Source organism: Shimia sp. SK013, from assembly GCF_001292625.1.
In the GTDB taxonomy this organism is placed as follows: Bacteria; Pseudomonadota; Alphaproteobacteria; order Rhodobacterales; family Rhodobacteraceae; genus Shimia.
Genome location: NZ_LAJH01000009.1, coordinates 659,957 through 676,899, shown reverse-complemented (window position 1 = coordinate 676,899; position 16,943 = coordinate 659,957). Strand labels below are relative to the sequence as shown.

Sequence of the window (16,943 nt, the reverse complement as noted above, 5' to 3'; positions counted from 1 at the left end):
GGGTGTCCGTTACCGGCCCATGCGCCATGTTTCTAGAGTTACGACTAGCCTAGCCATCGTCGAGGTCCTTAACTGTGTTCGAAGGCGACATTATGAGCGCTGCGGCGCGGCGTCAACCACGAAACAGATGCGAAATCATAGTTTTGGAGGTAAAATCTTTGCAAAAGTTGCGCGAGGCGATGTTTCTGCGACATTTGCGGAAAAATCGGAGGCGAAATGTGACTGAAACAGAGTACACGGATCGTGCCGTGCCGCAATTTGGCGCGGCAATTGGATTTTTGTCGAGAAATTTGGAGGTTTGCTGTTGGGTTTCAGGCTGAAAATTATCCCTACATGCGTCGCGATGATGTTGCTGTGCGCTTGGCCCCGAATGGTTGCGGGCGCCGTTCAATCAAGGCTGCGGGCAGCGGGAGTATCATGTGGCGGACAAAAATTGCACGCTGGCGTATTTTGGTGAGACGTCGGCCTGATTTGGCTTTTTTGTTCCTCTAAATACCTTTGCCGCGCCCCGCGCGGCCCGACCCAAAGCCTTTGATCGGCGCAGCTTAGCTGCGTCTCAGATGCGCGGGAGAGACACCGATTTTAGAGGCCAACTCCGGTTCCCTGCAGAACGCCATGTTCCATCGCATAGCGGGTGAGACCCGCGGTTGAGGAAATGCCCAGCTTGCGCTTTATGTTCTTGCGGTGGGTTTCCACGGTGCGCACAGAAATATTGAGTTCCAGTGCCACTTCTTTGTTGGATTTGCCCTGCGCCAGTTGCAGCAAAACGGTTTGTTCGCGACTGGTCAGCGGTTCGCGTTCAGAGCCTTCGGACGGCTCCAGAGATCCCTTGGCGCCGGTGCAAAGATAGCGGTTGCCCAGCATCACCTGATCGATCGCGGACTTGATTTCTTCTGTTGGCACGTCCTTTAGAATATAGCCCATTGCCCCGTGGCTGAGGGCGGTGGAGATGTATTCGGGACTGTCGTGCATCGACAAGATTAGAACGCGCAGATCGGGATCAAGTTCGAGCAGCATTTCCGTGGCGGTCAATCCGCCAATCTCGGGCATGTTCAAATCCATCAACACGACGTCAGGGCGCAGGGCAGGCAGTTGGTCCACCGCCTCGCGGCCATTGGTCAGGTTGCCCACCACAGCAATGTCGTCAAAACTTTCCAATATTGACTGAATGCCTTCGGCCACCATCGGATGGTCGTCAACGATGGCCACGCGAATGGGGGAGGCTTTGGGTGCATCGGTCATGCGCGGGCCTTTCTGGTTTTGTCTGAGCCATCGGACTCGGGCTTGAGAATGTGACTCAGCGGCACTTCTGCCACGATCACGGTGCCGCTGCGAGAGGAGAAAATGCGCAGGGTGCCGTCAAGTTGTTCCACCCGTTCCTGCATGTTGCGCAATCCAAGCCCACCGGGGCTGCGCCGCTGAATGGGGGTGTCCTGAGGCAGGCCTTGGCCATTGTCGGCAATGCGCATGGTCGCGCCTTTTTTATGACCGCGCACGTCGATGGTGACTTGCGTGGCGTTGGCATGACGCTCGATGTTGGTCAGGGCCTCTTGGGCAATGCGGTAGAGCGCAATCTTGCTTTCTTGATCAAGCCGGTTGCGGAATACCACCGTGTTAAAGCTGGTTGTAATGCCGGTACGAGCGCCAAAATCATCCGTAAGCGCCTTGAGAGCTGGGCCAAGGCCTAGGTCATCCAGCACACCAGGACGCAGGTCGCGGGAGATGCGCCGCACCTCCTGAATGGCGCCGGACAGGTGATCGATGCCTTTGTCGAGGCTTTCGAGCCCGCGTGCGTCGCCGGATTTCAGACGGCGGCTTGCGCTATCGAGTGCGTAGCGAACCCCAACGAGAAGCTGTGAGATGCCGTCATGCAATTCGCGTGCCACACGACCGCGTTCTTCTTCTTGGGCGTCAAACACCCGTTGGGTCAGCGCCTTGAGTTTGGTGTCCGCAAGACGGCGTTCGCGCACGGTGATAAAGAAACCGGAGAGGAACACGAGAGTCAGGGCGCCCACGGTGATGATCAGAATGTAAAAAGACGTGCGCTGCACGCGGGCCTCAACTTCGGCGCGGGCGGCCGCAACGGTTTCGAGCACGTCATCGATAAAAATACCTGTTCCGACGGCCCACTTCCAGTCCTGTAGACCCACCACATAGGTGACCATACGCGCGGTTTCACCGGTGCTGGGTTTGGTCCAGTCAAAGCTGTGATACCCGCCGCCGTTGCGGGCGACGTCAATTATCGGGTCGGTGATTTCCACACCATTGAGATCAGACAGGCCACGCCAGTTTTTGCCAATCAGATAGGTCTGACGCGGGCTCACCAGATTGTTGCCGTCATAGTCGAACACAAAGAAATAGCCGTCCTGACCGTAAAGCATGGCGCTGAGGATTTGTGTGACTTCGAGTTGGGCGTCAGCGTCATCGGGTGCAGCGCGGCCGTAGATGTTCACAAACGCCGTTCTGGCAATCGAGATGTAGTTCTTCAGCTCGGCCTTTTTGGCTTCGATCAGCTGAATCTCAAGTGCGCGGATCTCGCGGTCTGCCAGTTGGCGCGACTGGTTGGCCACGAGCACAGAAATAGCGGCGACCGCAAGCAAAAGCGGGACGGTGGCCAGCAAAAACAGCTTATGCCCATAAGACAGGCCCAGATGAGGAAGAAAACGCCGCATTGTGATTCGTTACGTAAGATTTACGACGAATCATAGGCCAGAATCACCAAATGACCGAGTTGGGAGCGCTAACTACGCGTTTTTACTGATGCAATTGGTCAGTTTTTCTACCTTGGTTCGGGCTTTCTACGCGGTAGTGGGTATTCCATGCCGCGAGGGCGGGGGCTAGGCTTCGGGCACTGAAACGATCCGCTCGGACTCTCTGGAGGGAGAGATGCGGGCTGAACAATTCTGGGAGGAATACTTTTATGGATCGTCGTTCTTTTTTGAAAACTACTGCACTTGGCGGGTCCGCCGCAGCGGCCACCACTCTGGCAGCTCCGGCTTACGCACAAGGCAAGCGCACCTTGACTATGGTGACGTCTTGGGGTCGCGGTCTGGCTGGCGTGTTTGACGCAGCGCAGCACGCAGCAGACACCATCACTGCGATGTCCGGCGGCGACCTGACCGTTGAGATCAAAGCGGCAGGCGAACTGGTTGGCGCGTTCGAAGTATTTGACGCTGTGACCGCTGGTCAGGCCGACATGTACCACGCGGCTGACTACTACTTCACTGGTCAGCACCCAGGTTACGCCTATTTCACAGCTGTTCCTTTCGGCATGACCGCTCAGGAACTGGTGAACTGGTACTACCACGGCGAAGGCCACGCTCTGCATGACGAGCTGGGTGAAATCTTCGGTCTGAAATCCTTCCTCGCGGGTAACACCGGCGCACAGGCGGGCGGCTGGTTCTCCAAAGAGATCAATGGCCCCGAAGATTTCCAAGGTCTGAAGTTCCGTATGCCGGGTCTGGGTGGCCAGGCTCTGGGTAAAATGGGCGCATCGGTACAGAACCTTCCAGGTTCGGAAGTGTATCAGGCGCTGGCATCCGGTGCGATCGACGGCACTGAGTGGATTGGTCCTTGGGCTGATGAAAAAGCTGGTTTCCAGGAAATCACCAAGTTCTACTACACCGCTGGTTTCCACGAGCCAGGTGCCGGTCTGACGCTCGCGACCAACCGCGAAGTCTATAACAGCCTGTCACCTGCACACCAGAAGATCATTGAGACCGCTGCTGCTGAATCGCACCAGTGGAACCTTGCTCAGTTCCTGAACAACAACGGTGCAGCTCTGCAGCGTCTTCAGGCCGGTGGCGTGAAAACTCTGGAATTCCCTGACACCGTTTGGGACGCGATGGGCAGTGCCGCAAAAGAGACCATGGACAGCTACATGGACGACGAACTGTTCGCGAAGATCCGTGCATCCGTTGAGGAAAGCATGCGCGCCTCTTCCGGCTGGTTGGTTAAGTCCGAAGGCGTTTACCGCGCCCAGCGTGACCGCGTGATGGGCTAAGGCCCACTGCGAATAAGATACTTTGGCCCTCCGGAATGCTCCGGGGGGCCATTTTCCAAAAGGGAACCTGCGCGGCAAACGACGCGGTTCCGGGAAACACCTAAATAGGGGATGTGGGGGCAATGCTGGACGCACTCGTCTGGTTCATTTCCAACATCGGCCAGGCTTTTATCAACACAGGGTATGCGATCACGCACCCGGGCCAATGGCTGAGCTGGATTGGCGGTCTTGAGACCACTGAAGACAAGCAGGCGCTGATGCGCTTTGTTTACTACGGTGGCTCGACAGAATTCTTTTTCGTGGTCTTTACGACCTTCCTGATCATTACGGCCGTGGGCCTGTGGCGCAACTCCTTTATGTGGGGCTGCGTGCGGGTGCTGGAAGGCATTGCCAACACAGTTGGCCGCTTCTTTGCCTGGGCAGGTTTGCTCATGGTGTTGCAGCAGATCATGATCATCTTCATGCAGCGGATTTTCACCGTCGCTGAGATCAGTCTGATCTTTGGTGTCGATTGGCTGACCAAAGACGTGAGCTGGTGGGCGGAAGAGCTGAAGCTTTATAACGCGATGATCGTGAGCCTGTGTGCGACGTACACGTTTGTACAGGGCGGCCACGTGCGCGTGGATCTTGTATATTCCGCGATCAGCTTCCGCGCCAAGCGCGTGGTCGACATGTTCGGGTCTCTGGTCTTTATGATGCCGGCGGCTGTGGTGACGTGGATGTATGGCTGGTACTTCCTGTGGCGTCACCTTGTGACACCAAAAGTATCCGCATCCGACAAGATCGAGCTGTTGATGAAAAAAGCGCGTATCCTGAAGTGGAACATTGAAACCATCGGTTTCTCTCCCAATGGATTTAACGCCTATTTCCTCTTCAAAGTACTTCTGGTGGCATTCGCGGGCATGGTGTTCCTGCAATCCATCGCCTTTTTCTATCGCTCTTATCTGGAGCGCAAAGAAGGGCCTGCAAGCGAGGGCAAATATCTTGACCGCGACTCGTTGGGCGAAGGCGAAGAAGCCTATGAAGGCACGCACTAATTTAAGGGGCAGAAACTATGCTATTTGGACTTGATGGGGTCGAAGTCGGCCTGATTATCGTCTTTCTCTGCCTCTTCGGAGGCATTTTGTCGGGCTTTCCCGTGGCGTTCGCCATCGGCGGCGCCGGGGTCATTTCGTTTGGCATCATTGCCGCGCTGGACAGCGCTGGCATCCTGATCCACCAGGCGATTGATTCAAGCTCGACCATGTATGCGGATTTGATTGCCCAAGGCATCAAGTCGGACACGATCTCGGTATTCCGATACCCGGATCTGCCGAGGATCGCAGAACCGGTCTTTAAGGGCGGTTGGGAAACCGCGATGGACCGCAACATTTCGTTCATCGTGAACCGTATGAACGAACGGGTTCTGGCCGGTCAGTCGATCGAAACGCTGTTGGCGGTTGTGATGTTTGTTCTGATGGGCATCACGCTGGAGCGTTCCAAGATTGCGAACGATCTGTTGACCACAATGGCGCGGGTCTTTGGCCCGCTTCCCGGTGGTCTGGCTGTGTCTGTTGTGGTTGTGGGCGCGTTTCTTGCGGCCTCTACCGGCATCGTGGGTGCAACTGTTGTGACCATGGGTCTGTTGTCGCTGCCCACCATGCTGAAGCACGGGTATAACCCGAAGCTGGCAACCGGTGTGATAGCGGCCTCGGGAACGTTGGGGCAGATCATTCCGCCGTCAATTGTGATCGTTCTTTTGGGCACGCTGGCGGGGGACTTGTACTCCGCTGCGCAGGAGAACCGCGCACAGGTGGCCGGGTGTTCGGATGCTTTGACGTTCCTGGGTGAACCGGCGGTTGTGTCTGTTGGAACATTGTTCCAGGCGGCCCTGATCCCCGGCATCATGCTGGCGGTGCTCTATGGTCTCTATGCCTTTGGCTATGCGCTGTTGAACCCGAAGGAAGCCCCGGCGGTGGAATTTGGAGACTCAACAGGCGAAGTTGTGACGCGCGGCGAAGGCCTGACATGGTTCCTTGCGGTTCCTGTTGGTCTGATTGCCGGTGTGATCCTGCTTGGCCAAGTCAACGTGATCGGTGATCAGGATGTGACTGTCGACAGCTTCTCGGATGCGGGTCAAACCGCAAGCCTGCGCACCAACGTTGGTGAAGAGTGCCAAGCCTCGATGATTGATCTGCATGGTCAGTTGGCGTGGGATACGGCGGTTGCTGAACAAACGGCGATCAATGAGGCGGGTGGCGTGACGGAAGCGCGCGCGCTGTCTGATGAAGAACGCGCCGAGCGTCGTGTCGAGAAAATCGCAGCGGCTGCTCCGATTGGGTCCGGCATTGCAATCGGGTTCTTGTTGCTGGCCCTGATTCTGACCACGGCACGGGGGGTAGCGCCAAGCGCGGATACGCGTCCGTTGTTGATTGGTGGAGCAGGCATCCTGTTGGCCATGGCTGTGGACATCGTTCTGGTGTCGCCGGTGGCAACGCCGGGCTTTACGCTGGTCTATCTGGCGATCCCGTTGGCAATGACACTTTACGGTGTGCGGTACGCGGCGGGCTTGTTGGGGCGTAACGAGCTGTTGCGCGTGGTCTTCCCACCGCTGGTTTTGATCATCGCTGTTCTTGGGTCCATTCTGGGCGGCATCACCAACCCGACGCCGGCAGCGGCGCTTGGGGCAGGTGGCGCGATCCTGTTGGCGGCTTATCGCAAGCTGCATGATCAGGGCAAATCCGGCGGTATCGTGATCTGGTCGACTTTTGCGATCATCGTCATGATCCTTGTGGGCGTGAACTTTGATCTGCGGATCAACCAACAAGACGTGTCGGTTGAGAACTGGATTGCCTTTGGTGTGGCCAAGATTGCCTATCTTTTCGCGATGTTCGGCTTCCTTTACGGCTGCTGGGTTTTGATGCGCGGCAAAGTGTTGACGCCGATTGTGCGGGAGACGGCCAAGGTCACATCGATGGTGTTCACCATTCTGATTGGCTCGCAGCTGTTGAACCTTGTGGTCATCAGCTTTGGCGGAGAGCACTATATTCAGGGGTTCCTGAAGTCGTTTGACAACGAGTTCACGGTCTTCCTGATTGTGATGTTGGTGTTGTTCTTCCTCGGCTTCGTGCTCGACTTCCTAGAGATCATCTACATCGTGATCCCAATTGTCGGGCCGGTGATCTATGGCGGCACGTTTGATCCGAAGTGGGTTACCATCATGATCGCTGTGAACCTGCAGACATCGTTCCTGACACCGCCGTTTGGCTTTGCGCTCTTCTACTTGCGAGGGGTGGCGCCAAAAGAGGTCACGACCGGGCACATCTATAAGGGCATCATTCCCTTTGTGCTGATCCAGGTCGCTGGGTTGGGGCTCTTGTGGTTTTTCCCATCCATCGTGACGATTTTGCCGGCCTTGATCGGGAACTGATCGACGTAACAGAGATTTGAGCGGGGGCCTTCGGGCCCCCGTTTTCGTTTTGAAGTGAATTTTGTGAGTGGTGCAAAGGCAGCAGGAACAAGCGCTTGTCGGGTTATTCGTCGCGGGCAGGGTCGGTCGGATCACTTGAGAACAAGGCGATCTTGTTGCCCTGAGGGTCGCGAAGATATCCTACAAAAAACTGTGGACCGTATGCGTCGCGAAACCCCGGCTGCCCTTCGTTTGTACCACCAGCGGCAAGGGCGGCTGCGTGCAGGTCGCGGACCTGGTTCTGGTTGCGAGCTTCAAAGGCCACCATGGACCCGTTTCCTGCCGATGCGGGATGGCCATCAAAGGTCGGTTTGACGTAAAAATCCGGTAAAAAGGGCGTCCGGCCCTTTGGCACGGGCAGGGCAAAGCTGAGGCCTTCGGGGCCTTCTTCTAAAGTGTACTCAAGCGCTGGCAGGAACGCAGAATAAAACCGTTTCGCAAGCGCGATGTCATCTGCACCAACGGTGACGTAGGCAATCATGCTGTGTGGTCCTTTCGGGCCGATCGGCAGTGTTATTTGCGGTGTCCGAGAATGTCGGGCAGCTGGATATTGGCCACTTGTTCTGCGATTGGATCGGCGCTGAGCGGGTGTTGTTTGTCGGCAAACCGTTGCGGATCCCCAATCGGTTGCCAGTGGCCTTCTGAGAAGACCTCAAGACCGGCGAAGCGCGACTTGTAGTGCATCTTGTCGCTGCCTGGCACCCAATAGCCAAGATAGACGTAGGGCAACCCAGCCTCGCGGGCGATTTCGATGTGGTCCAGAATCAGGTAAGTGCCGAGCGACTGTTGTTTTCGGTCAGGCGCATAAAACGAATAGACCATGCTGAGACCGTCAGACAACACATCGGTGAGCGACACGCCGATCAGGTCACGGGATTCGGAATCGGTGTATTCGACCACGCGGGAGCGGATCGGCGTTTCCTCGATCATGGCGGCGAATTCGAACACATCCATATCAGCCATGCCACCATCGGAGTGCCGCTGATCCAGATAGGTGCGGAAGAGGTCGTATTGTTCTTCCGTGGCCCATGGTGAGGTAGCGCGACGTTGTAGGCCATCATTGCGGCGAGCGGTGCGGCGCTGGCTTTTGTTTGGCGAAAACTTTGACACATCAATGCGCGCCGAAAGGCAGGCGGCGCAATCGGCGCAGGACGGGCGGTAGAGCACATTTTGCGAGCGACGGAAGCCTTGGTGGCTGAGCGCATCATTGAGGGCGCCGGCGCTGTCGCCTTGCAGGGCTGTGAACAGCTTTCGCTCCATGCGCCCTTCCAGATAAGGGCAGGGCTGCGGGGCCGTCACATAGAACTGGGGCGTTAAGGGTAATGTATGGCGCATTGCGCTCCGGAAAATAAGATCACTTTCCACGATAGCAATAGGTTGTGAGCGCGCCAAGCCCCGGATTCTACCTCAGTGGTTAACGCAAGCTTGTATATCGGCGTCGGTTACGATCTTGCCGCGCGGTTGATGGCGACCGTGCCGAGGACATGGTCGGTCAGACCCTGTGCACGGTTGGTGGTCAACATCAGCACAATCGACACGATCTGGACGACAAAAAACGCAAAGCTCAGGTGAAAGCCAAGGGTGTGCAAAAACGCGGTGCCAAGGTCAAATCGGTCACCATCGGCGCGGCGCATTTCGATGGATACAAGCCGCATCCCCAATGTTGCCGAGCCATTGGCCAAAGTGATCGTCCTGTAGGCAAACCCCACAACCAAAAGCAGGAAGCCGAAAAAGAAGATGCCGGTGAACGCTGTGAGCGGCAGGACCAAAATGCAGAGCAAAACCACCAGAAGGGAGTCCACGACCCAAGCGAGGAACCGCTTGAGCGGAACGTCGGCATAAAATTCGGACTGAATTTCAGGATCGGGCAGGGTGAAGCTGCGATGCGACATGGGTCTCTTTCTTGGGACGTTGCGAACAAAAGAATGGGAACGGCGAGAACCGCCGCTCCGGTGATTATAGCCAAGGCTGGCTTAGGCGTCTTCGGTCTCTTTTGGATCAGCGGCGGCTTTGGCACGCTCGTCCATAAAGTCGTCGAACTCGGCCTTGTCTTTGGCTTCGCGCAGACGCTGGAGGAAGTCCTCAAAGCTGCGCTGTTCGTCCTCAAGACGACGCAGGGTTTCGTCGCGGTAGCTGTCAAAGGCGCTGTTGCCCGAGGTGGACATCATGTGCATGCGGCGCGAGCGGCCACAGCCGTGGCTACGACTTTTCTTGAACATATCTTTGCTCCAGATCATGTAAAACAGAAGGGCCAGTCCAACGGGCCAGAAGAAGACAAAGCCAAGGACCATGGCAGCGATCCACGCGCCTTTGCCTTTGCTGTCGAGCCAGGCCTCAGACTTGCCAATCCAGCTCATGTGCTGGGTGTTAGCTGGGTGGGCGGTTGCAGCAGGTGTCATTTGAGTCTCCGGTGTTTGGCGTGACGGTTAATGTAAATCGTGTTTACATATCCAAGATTGGCATTTTGCCGTGGCAATGCAAGGGGCGATGTGAATGTTTTTTACATTTTTGAGCTAAGTCTTTGAAAAAATTTATTTATGAGACGTTTGTCTGAGGCGGAAACCCAGAGAAAGCGCGCTGGTCACAGCACTTTGGATGTCCATTTGTGCCGCTGGCGCCGGAGTTTCTGCCCAAAATATGCTCTCTTGCGTCGGCTGGATTGGTGTAACATTTTGAAAATATGACTGATCAGGTATCTATGCAAACCCGCTTGTTGGACCTCGAAACACGTGTGTGGGAGGCGCTTGTGTCGGGTGACAGTGGCGCAGACGACGCTTTGTTGGCCGACGATTTTATCGGTGTATATCCGGATGGGTTTGCCGGCAAAGACGCGCATGTCGGTCAGCTTGATAGAGGCAGCACCGTGGCGGGCTATCGATTGAGTGAGGTGCAATTGCGCCAGACCAGCGGCGTTTCGGGGTTGTTGATTTACCGTGCGGATTATCTTCGGGCGGGGCGGGAAATCTGGGAGGTTATGCTTGTCAGTTCGCTTTGGGAATGCCGTGACGGAGCTTGGATTAATACCTTCAGTCAGGACACACCATTGAGCGGTGCGAATGTGCCATAGGCCGTCTGCCCGCGACACAGGCGCAGATTGACCTTGGCGTTGGTCCTGCGCACTGTCGCGATATGACATTTGTTAGCCGTATCACCCGCCTTCCGATTGCTTTTGACACCGACCTTGGCGCGGAGGCGGCGGGGTTTGTGCCCGCGTTTGGCGGCGATCTGCAAAAGCTGATTGATGGCACGGGCGGCTCGTCGCCCTACCTGAAAGGCTTGATTGCCAAAGAAGCGGAGTGGTTACCCGAAGCGCTTGATGATCCGGAGGCTGCGGTGGTGGCACTTTTTGCGGAGCTGCGGCGAACGGCCCCGGATCAGATGCCAGTGGCTTTGCGACAAGGCAAGCGGCGCGTGGCGCTGTTGACTGCCTTGGCCGACCTGAGCGGGGTTTGGGCGCTGGAGCAGGTCACCGGTACGCTGACCGATTTTGCCGATCTTGCCAGCCAGTTGGCGCTTGAGACCACAATCGGTGCCGAAATCCGGCGGGGCAAGCTGCCGGGGGCGACAGAAGACGATATTGCGACGGCGGGCGGTATGGTCAGCATTGCCATGGGCAAAATGGGCGCGCATGAGCTGAACTATAGTTCGGACATCGATCTAATCTGTTTGTTTGACGAATCGCGGTTTGATCCGGACGATTATCATGACGCCCGCGCCAGTTTCATCCGCGCCACCCGCAAGATGGCAGCGATGCTGAATGATCTGACGGGGGACGGCTATGTATTTCGCACGGACTTGCGCTTGCGGCCGGATCCGGCGGTGACGCCTGTCTGTCTCGCGATGGAGGCGGCGGAACGGTATTACGAGAGCCTTGGTCGCACATGGGAGCGGGCGGCCTATATTAAGGCGCGGCCGTCTGCAGGGGATCTGGAAGCCGGACAGCGGTTTCTGGACACGCTCAAGCCGTTTGTGTGGCGCAAGCATCTGGACTTTGCCGCCATTCAGGACGCGCATGACATGCGCCTGCGTATCCGTGAGCACAAAGGGCTGGGTGGGCCGATTTCTCTCGATGGGCACAATATGAAGCTCGGGCGTGGGGGCATTCGGGAGATCGAGTTTTTCACACAGACGCGGCAAATTATTGCAGGCGGGCGCGATCGTGATTTGCGCGATCGGCGAACGGTGCCGGCCCTTGGGCATTTGGCGGAAAAGGGCTGGGTGCCGGAAGATGCCGCGGCGACCTTGGCCAAACATTACCGGTTCCATCGCGAGGTCGAGCATCGGGTGCAGATGGTGAATGACGCGCAGACGCACTTGTTGCCGAAAACAGACGATGGTTGGGGGCGGGTTGCGGGCTTGATGGGGCGCGATGTGGCCGACGTCAAAGCCGATCTGCGCGCGCGGCTGACCGAGGTGCATGAGGTAACCGAGGGCTTCTTTGCGCCGGATGCAGGCGAATCTGACGCCGCGCATAATGATGTGTTGGATCAGGCGGTGATTGACCGCTGGGCGACTTATCCGGCGTTGCGCAGCTCGCGGGCGGTTGAAATCTTTGAGCGGGTGAAACCCGAAATCTTGCGGCGACTTGCCGAAACCGCGCGGCCGGATGAGGCCTTGTTGGCGCTCGACGGGTTTCTAAAGGGACTGCCAGCTGGCGTTCAGCTGTTTTCGCTGTTTGAGGCCAACACTCATCTGATTGACCTGTTGGTGGACATCGTTGGCACGGCGCCGGCATTGGCACAGCATTTGTCACGAAATTCCGGGGTGTTTGATGCGGTGATCGGCGGGTCATTCTTCACGGAGTGGCCGGGGATCGACGGGCTGTGCGCCGAATTGGGCGACCGTCTGGCGCTTGAGGGGGACTATGAGCACAAGCTCGACGCGGCGCGGCGCTGGGGTAAGGAATGGCAATTCCGCATCGGGGTGCATCATTTGCGCGGGCTGATTGATGCGCAGGAGGCCGGCGCGCAATATGCGGATCTGGCACAAGCGGTTGTGGCCGGTGTCTGGCCTGCGGTTGCGGATCATTTTGCGGAGAAACACGGGGAGCAGCCGGGGCGCGGCGCGATGGTTTTGGGCATGGGCAGCCTTGGGGCGCGGCGGCTCAATGCCACCTCTGATCTTGATCTGATCGTGATCTATGATGCGGCGGGCGTGGATGCGTCAGAAGGGCGGCGGCCTTTGGCGGCGCGGGCGTATTATGCGCGGCTGACACAGGCGTTGGTTACGGCGCTGTCAGCTCCGATGGCGCAGGGACGGCTTTATGAGGTCGACATGCGTTTGCGGCCCAGCGGCACGCAGGGACCGGTTGCGACCTCGTTGGCGTCCTTCAAGAACTATCAGGCCAATGAAGCTTGGACTTGGGAACATCTGGCGCTGACACGTGCGCGGCCAATTGCCGGTGAGGCAGGTCTGATGGATGAGGTCGAGGCGTTTCGTTGTGAAATTCTGGCGGCTGAGCGCGATCAGGCACAGGTGCGCGCGGAAGTTGCTGAAATGCGTGCACGGATTTCGGATGCGAAAAAACCGGACGGGGCGTGGGATGCCAAAATCGGGGCCGGGCGGCTGCAGGACATCGAGTTGGTCTCGCAAGCCGGAGCCTTGTTGGCGGGGCATGCACGGCGGGCTGTGGCCGAAGGCACGCAGGCAGGTGTCGCAATTGGCTGGTTGAGCGCCGCTGAGGCGGCAGAGCTGGGCGCGACTTACGGGCTTTGTTGGCAGGTGCAACTGGCGTCAAAGCTGCTGAGCGGGTCGACACTTGACCCTGAGGCGATTGGAGCTGGTGGGCGGGCGTTTTTGTTGCGGGAGACCGGTAATGAAGACATCGGCGGGTTGTTGGCCGACATTGATGCGGGAACCGCGCGTGCGGCGGAAATCATCGCGGCAGCGCTGGAGCGCGCGCCGGGGCAGGTGGCCGGTTCGGCCGATGGGGAGACTTGAAATGGCCAGAGACAGGTTTGATCCCAAAGGCTTGATTGCCGAAAGTTATAAGATCGAAGGCATCGTTTCCGAAGAATGCCGGTCCATCTTTTTGGACTGGGCTTTGTCATTGGGCGACGATTTGGACACAAAAGATGCCTTGGATGTGCTGGTGGAGCGGCATGCAGACGTTGCGCTGGACCATCCGATGAGCCCGGTTTTGCGTGAAGGCTTGGTGCAGATGCACGCGCCAAAGCGACGCGGCGGATGGCGCAGCCGTCAGCGTAACTGAGGCGGCTGGTCCGCTCATTTCCTCTAAAATTTGGCTAAATTCCCCTGAATCGTCCGGCCTGTGACGCATTCCCGCCCTATTTCGGCGCGAGTCTCGACGGGGAATAGCAGAGGCCAAAGGCCCTAGGAGATTGACATGAAACATGTTCGATTGATTGCAGCGATGGTTCTGGGAATGAGTGCGGCGGCATGCAGCTCGGTGGATACCGCGACCCGGAATGCACCGTATGAAAACGCTCCGACGCAAGCCGTGGCGCCAGCGCCATCTTTTCAGCTGGCCGGCATGAGCGTGTCTGTTCCGACAACCTTGAAAGTGTCTGAGAGCAACCGCTATTACCCCGGTGGTGACATCGTTTGGCGCGGCGATGCCTATGGCAACCGCTATGAGCAGGTCAAAGCCATCTTTGAAGACAGCATCGCGTTGGGCGGTGGTCTGGCCGAGGGTGAAATTCCTGTGAACGTGTTTATCGAAGTGACACGGTTTCACGCGCTGACCGAAAAGACCCGTTACAGCGTGGGGGGCGTTCACTCGCTTGAATTCACCATGACCATCACTGATCCGCTGACAGGTGTGGTGCTGCGCGGGCCAAAAGAAATCAAGGCGAGCCTTGTGGGCTATGGTGGCGAAAAAGCGTTGCAGGCCGAGGCGCGTGGTTTGACCCAGAAATATCGCATTACCCAGCATCTGGCGCGTGTGGTTCTGGACGAGATGACCAAATCGAAAGGCTTTGTGGCGCCTAAAGGTGGCGTGACAGCATCGGTGATGCCGCTGACTTCGGTGCGTCCGCTCTGATCGCACCTTTTCAGCGACGGAAGAATTGAGTAGGAGGGCGGCATGAATATGCCGTCCTCTTTGCCTGTTGTGCGACTAAAGCCCAAGGCCAACGCCCGCGCGATCCGTCATGGATTTCCGTGGGTGTATGACAATGAACTGGTCACCGACCGGCGCACCAAAGGGCTGAGCCCGGGTGCGCTTGCGGTGCTGGAAGATGACAACCGCCAACCGATGGGCATTGTCGCCACCAACAGCCAAAGCCGGATTTTTTGCCGGATGCTGGAACGTGACACCGAAGCAGTGATTGATCAGGCGTGGTTTGAAGCCAAGTTTGCCCGTGCGCTGGCGATGCGACAGCGGCTTTATCCGACGCCGTTTTATCGGTTGATCCATGCCGAGGCGGATGGCTTGCCCGGTGTGGTGGTGGACCGGTTTGGCGACACCGCAGTTGTACAGCCAAACGCAGCCTGGGCCGACGTCTTGCTTGAGCCGATGGTTGCGGCCCTCGTGGCGGTCACTGGCATCACCAATGTGATCAAGAACGGATCAGGGCGCGCGCGCGGCTTGGAAGGGCTTGAGGAAGATAGCGGCGTTGTGGTGGGTGTGGCACCAGACGCACCGGTGCCGGTTGTGATGAACGGGGCGACCTATATGGCCGACCTGACTGGCGGGCAGAAGACCGGGCTTTTCTTTGATCAACGTCCCAACCACGGATTCGCGGCATCGCTTTGCAAAGATGCAAAGGTTCTGGATGTTTTCAGCCATGTCGGCGGCTTTTCCCTTGCGGCTTTGGCTGGGGGGGCGGCAGAGGCCGTTGCTGTTGATGGGTCGGCACCAGCACTGAAGTTGGCCGAAGCCGGCGCGGCGGCTGCTGGAATGACTGAGCAGTTTTCCACCCGTAAGGGCGATGCATTTGATGTGCTGACAGCTTTGAACGAAGAAGGTGCAAAATTTGAGGTGGTGATCTGTGATCCGCCGGCATTTGCGCCGTCAAAACCTGCGTTGGAAAAGGGGCTTCGGGCCTATGAGCGGGTGGCACGTCTGGCGGCGCCCTTGGTGGCGGAAGGTGGATATCTCGGGCTGTGTTCCTGTTCGCACGCCGCCGATCTGGCGCGTTTTCGCGGCGCGAGCCTGCGCGGTATCGGGCGGGCAGGGCGTCACGCGCAGTTGATCCACACGGGGTTTGCCGGGCCTGACCATCCATTGATGCCGCAGCTTGCCGAAAGCGGATATCTCAAATCGCTGTTTTTCCGTCTGTGAGGCTGTTGCTGGACACCTGTGTGCTGTTCCCGACTGTGATGCGGGAGGTTCTGCTTGGTGTGGCCAAAACCGGCGCGTTTGAACCGCAGTGGTCCCCGCGAATACTCGAGGAATGGGCCCGCGCCGCGCGAAAAATCGGGCCGACGGGTGAAGCGCAGGCGCGGGGTGAGATCGCGCTGGTGCGGGCCGCTTGGCCCAAGGCCGAGGTGACGTGGAAACCATCGCTGGAAGATCGGCTGTATTTGCCGGACGAGAATGACATTCACGTGCTTGCGGCTGCAATTTCTGGGTCTGCGGACGCGATTGTCACCTTGAACGCCAAAGATTTCCCCAAACACCTTTTGGCGGAAGAGGGGCTGGAGCGCATTGATCCGGACGGATTGCTTTACGGGATTTGGTTGCAAGACCCCGAGACTGTGGGGGCGGTGTGTGAGGCTGTGCGACGTGAGGCGGATCGGTTGAGTGGTGCGCACTGGGAGATGCGGGCGTTGCTCAAGAAAGCGCGGTTGCCGCGACTGGCGAAAGCTGTTGGGCAGAGCGCCTCGATTTAGGTCGAGGCAATACCCCAGTCACGTTCGAGTTTTTCGATCGCCTTGACGCGTTCTTCGGTTTTTGGGTGGCTGAGCAGCCATGCAGGCGTTGTTGCGCCATGTGCACCGGTCAGATGGGGCAAGCGTTCCAGAAGGCTTTTCTGCGCGCTGGTGCCGATGCCGGATTTCACCAGTAGTGCGGCTGCGTAGGCGTCGGCCTCATATTCGTCAACCCGCGACAGGCGGGCCATCAGCAAGCTCATCACCGAGTTTGCAATCACCACGCCAACCCCGGGAAGAAAGCGGTTCAAGACCATCGCGAGCGCCGTGCGCACCGCGTTTTGGCCGGAAAAGTCGATCATTCGGCGGCGCGTGTGGCCGAGGGCGACATGACCCAATTCATGAGCAACCACCGAGGCCAGCTCGGACGGGGATACCAGACCGGCCTCATAACGATCAAAGAATCCGCGGGTCAAAAAGATACGCCCGTCCGGAGCAGCGAGGCCATTGATCGGCTCAATCTCGTAGATGTGGACTTTGATGCGCGGCAAATCGAGGGCCTTTGCCATCTTGTTGATAAGGCTCGAGAGCACGGGGTCCGTCATCTCGGTGGCGTTGGCATCCAGATTGCGGGCGGTGCTCCATGCGGAGAACCGCACCATGAGGATGCCATAGCCTAGGGCAAGCAGGATGGGCAGAAATTTGATCATAGGATCA

General features: G+C 57.9%; 16 protein-coding genes. 9 read left to right on the top strand and 7 right to left on the bottom strand.

Annotated features, from left to right (window positions below):
- Positions 1-582: 582 nt before the first annotated feature.
- Positions 583-1,242: a response regulator transcription factor gene (locus SHIM_RS05845; protein ID WP_054001637.1), complete on the bottom strand. Its 660-nt coding sequence runs from the start codon at positions 1,240-1,242 to the stop codon at positions 583-585.
- Positions 1,239-2,672: a cache domain-containing protein gene (locus SHIM_RS05840; RefSeq protein ID WP_054001636.1), complete on the bottom strand. Its 1,434-nt coding sequence runs from the start codon at positions 2,670-2,672 to the stop codon at positions 1,239-1,241. Before SHIM_RS05840 ends, SHIM_RS05845 begins: the two co-directional genes overlap by 4 nt.
- A 248-nt stretch (positions 2,673-2,920) precedes the next feature.
- Between SHIM_RS05840 and SHIM_RS05835 the strand changes: the two genes are divergently transcribed.
- From SHIM_RS05835 to SHIM_RS05825, 3 genes are all read left to right on the top strand, one after another.
- A complete protein-coding gene (locus SHIM_RS05835; RefSeq protein WP_054001635.1) occupies positions 2,921-4,003 on the top strand; it encodes a TRAP transporter substrate-binding protein in 1,083 nt (360 codons plus the stop codon).
- A gap of 122 nt (positions 4,004-4,125) precedes the next feature.
- On the top strand, positions 4,126-5,040 hold the full coding sequence (locus SHIM_RS05830) for a TRAP transporter small permease subunit (RefSeq protein WP_054001634.1): 915 nt from the start codon (positions 4,126-4,128) through the stop codon (positions 5,038-5,040).
- 17 nt (positions 5,041-5,057) lie between these two features.
- Positions 5,058-7,412: a TRAP transporter large permease gene (locus tag SHIM_RS05825; protein WP_054001633.1), complete on the top strand. Its 2,355-nt coding sequence runs from the start codon at positions 5,058-5,060 to the stop codon at positions 7,410-7,412.
- A 103-nt stretch (positions 7,413-7,515) separates the two neighbouring features.
- On the opposite strand, the gene SHIM_RS05820 is transcribed toward SHIM_RS05825, so the two are convergent.
- From SHIM_RS05820 to SHIM_RS05805, 4 genes are all read right to left on the bottom strand, one after another.
- Positions 7,516-7,932: a VOC family protein gene (locus tag SHIM_RS05820; protein WP_054001632.1), complete on the bottom strand. Its 417-nt coding sequence runs from the start codon at positions 7,930-7,932 to the stop codon at positions 7,516-7,518.
- 32 nt (positions 7,933-7,964) lie between these two features.
- A complete protein-coding gene (locus SHIM_RS05815; protein ID WP_054001631.1) occupies positions 7,965-8,786 on the bottom strand; it encodes an arginyltransferase in 822 nt (273 codons plus the stop codon).
- A gap of 107 nt (positions 8,787-8,893) precedes the next feature.
- The gene (locus SHIM_RS05810) at positions 8,894-9,343 is read right to left on the bottom strand and encodes an RDD family protein (protein WP_054001630.1); all 450 of its coding nucleotides are present in this window, start codon (positions 9,341-9,343) and stop codon (positions 8,894-8,896) included.
- A gap of 81 nt (positions 9,344-9,424) precedes the next feature.
- Complete coding sequence (locus tag SHIM_RS05805) at positions 9,425-9,850, bottom strand: DUF2852 domain-containing protein (RefSeq protein ID WP_054001629.1); 426 nt, start codon at positions 9,848-9,850, stop codon at positions 9,425-9,427.
- Positions 9,851-10,131: 281 nt separating this feature from the next.
- Between SHIM_RS05805 and SHIM_RS05800 the strand changes: the two genes are divergently transcribed.
- The 6 genes from SHIM_RS05800 (at position 10,132) to SHIM_RS05775 (ending at position 16,247) form a co-directional block, all read left to right on the top strand.
- Positions 10,132-10,518 (top strand): nuclear transport factor 2 family protein, encoded by a 387-nt coding sequence (locus SHIM_RS05800; protein WP_054001628.1) that lies wholly within the window; start codon positions 10,132-10,134, stop codon positions 10,516-10,518.
- Positions 10,519-10,580: 62 nt separating this feature from the next.
- The gene (locus SHIM_RS05795) at positions 10,581-13,391 is read left to right on the top strand and encodes a [protein-PII] uridylyltransferase family protein (protein WP_054001627.1); all 2,811 of its coding nucleotides are present in this window, start codon (positions 10,581-10,583) and stop codon (positions 13,389-13,391) included.
- 1 nt (position 13,392) lies between these two features.
- Positions 13,393-13,662 (top strand): hypothetical protein, encoded by a 270-nt coding sequence (locus SHIM_RS05790; RefSeq protein ID WP_054001626.1) that lies wholly within the window; start codon positions 13,393-13,395, stop codon positions 13,660-13,662.
- A 135-nt stretch (positions 13,663-13,797) separates the two neighbouring features.
- The gene (locus tag SHIM_RS05785) at positions 13,798-14,454 is read left to right on the top strand and encodes a DUF6778 family protein (RefSeq protein WP_152926459.1); all 657 of its coding nucleotides are present in this window, start codon (positions 13,798-13,800) and stop codon (positions 14,452-14,454) included.
- Positions 14,455-14,496: 42 nt separating this feature from the next.
- Positions 14,497-15,696: an RSP_2647 family RNA methyltransferase gene (locus SHIM_RS05780; protein ID WP_054001625.1), complete on the top strand. Its 1,200-nt coding sequence runs from the start codon at positions 14,497-14,499 to the stop codon at positions 15,694-15,696.
- Complete coding sequence (locus tag SHIM_RS05775) at positions 15,693-16,247, top strand: RSP_2648 family PIN domain-containing protein (RefSeq protein ID WP_054001624.1); 555 nt, start codon at positions 15,693-15,695, stop codon at positions 16,245-16,247. The genes SHIM_RS05780 and SHIM_RS05775 overlap by 4 nt, the downstream gene beginning before the upstream one ends.
- On the opposite strand, the gene SHIM_RS05770 is transcribed toward SHIM_RS05775, so the two are convergent.
- Positions 16,244-16,936 (bottom strand): M48 family metallopeptidase, encoded by a 693-nt coding sequence (locus SHIM_RS05770; protein WP_054001623.1) that lies wholly within the window; start codon positions 16,934-16,936, stop codon positions 16,244-16,246. The two genes, SHIM_RS05775 and SHIM_RS05770, sit on opposite strands and share 4 nt — an antisense overlap.
- Between the last annotated feature and the right edge of the window lie 7 nt (positions 16,937-16,943).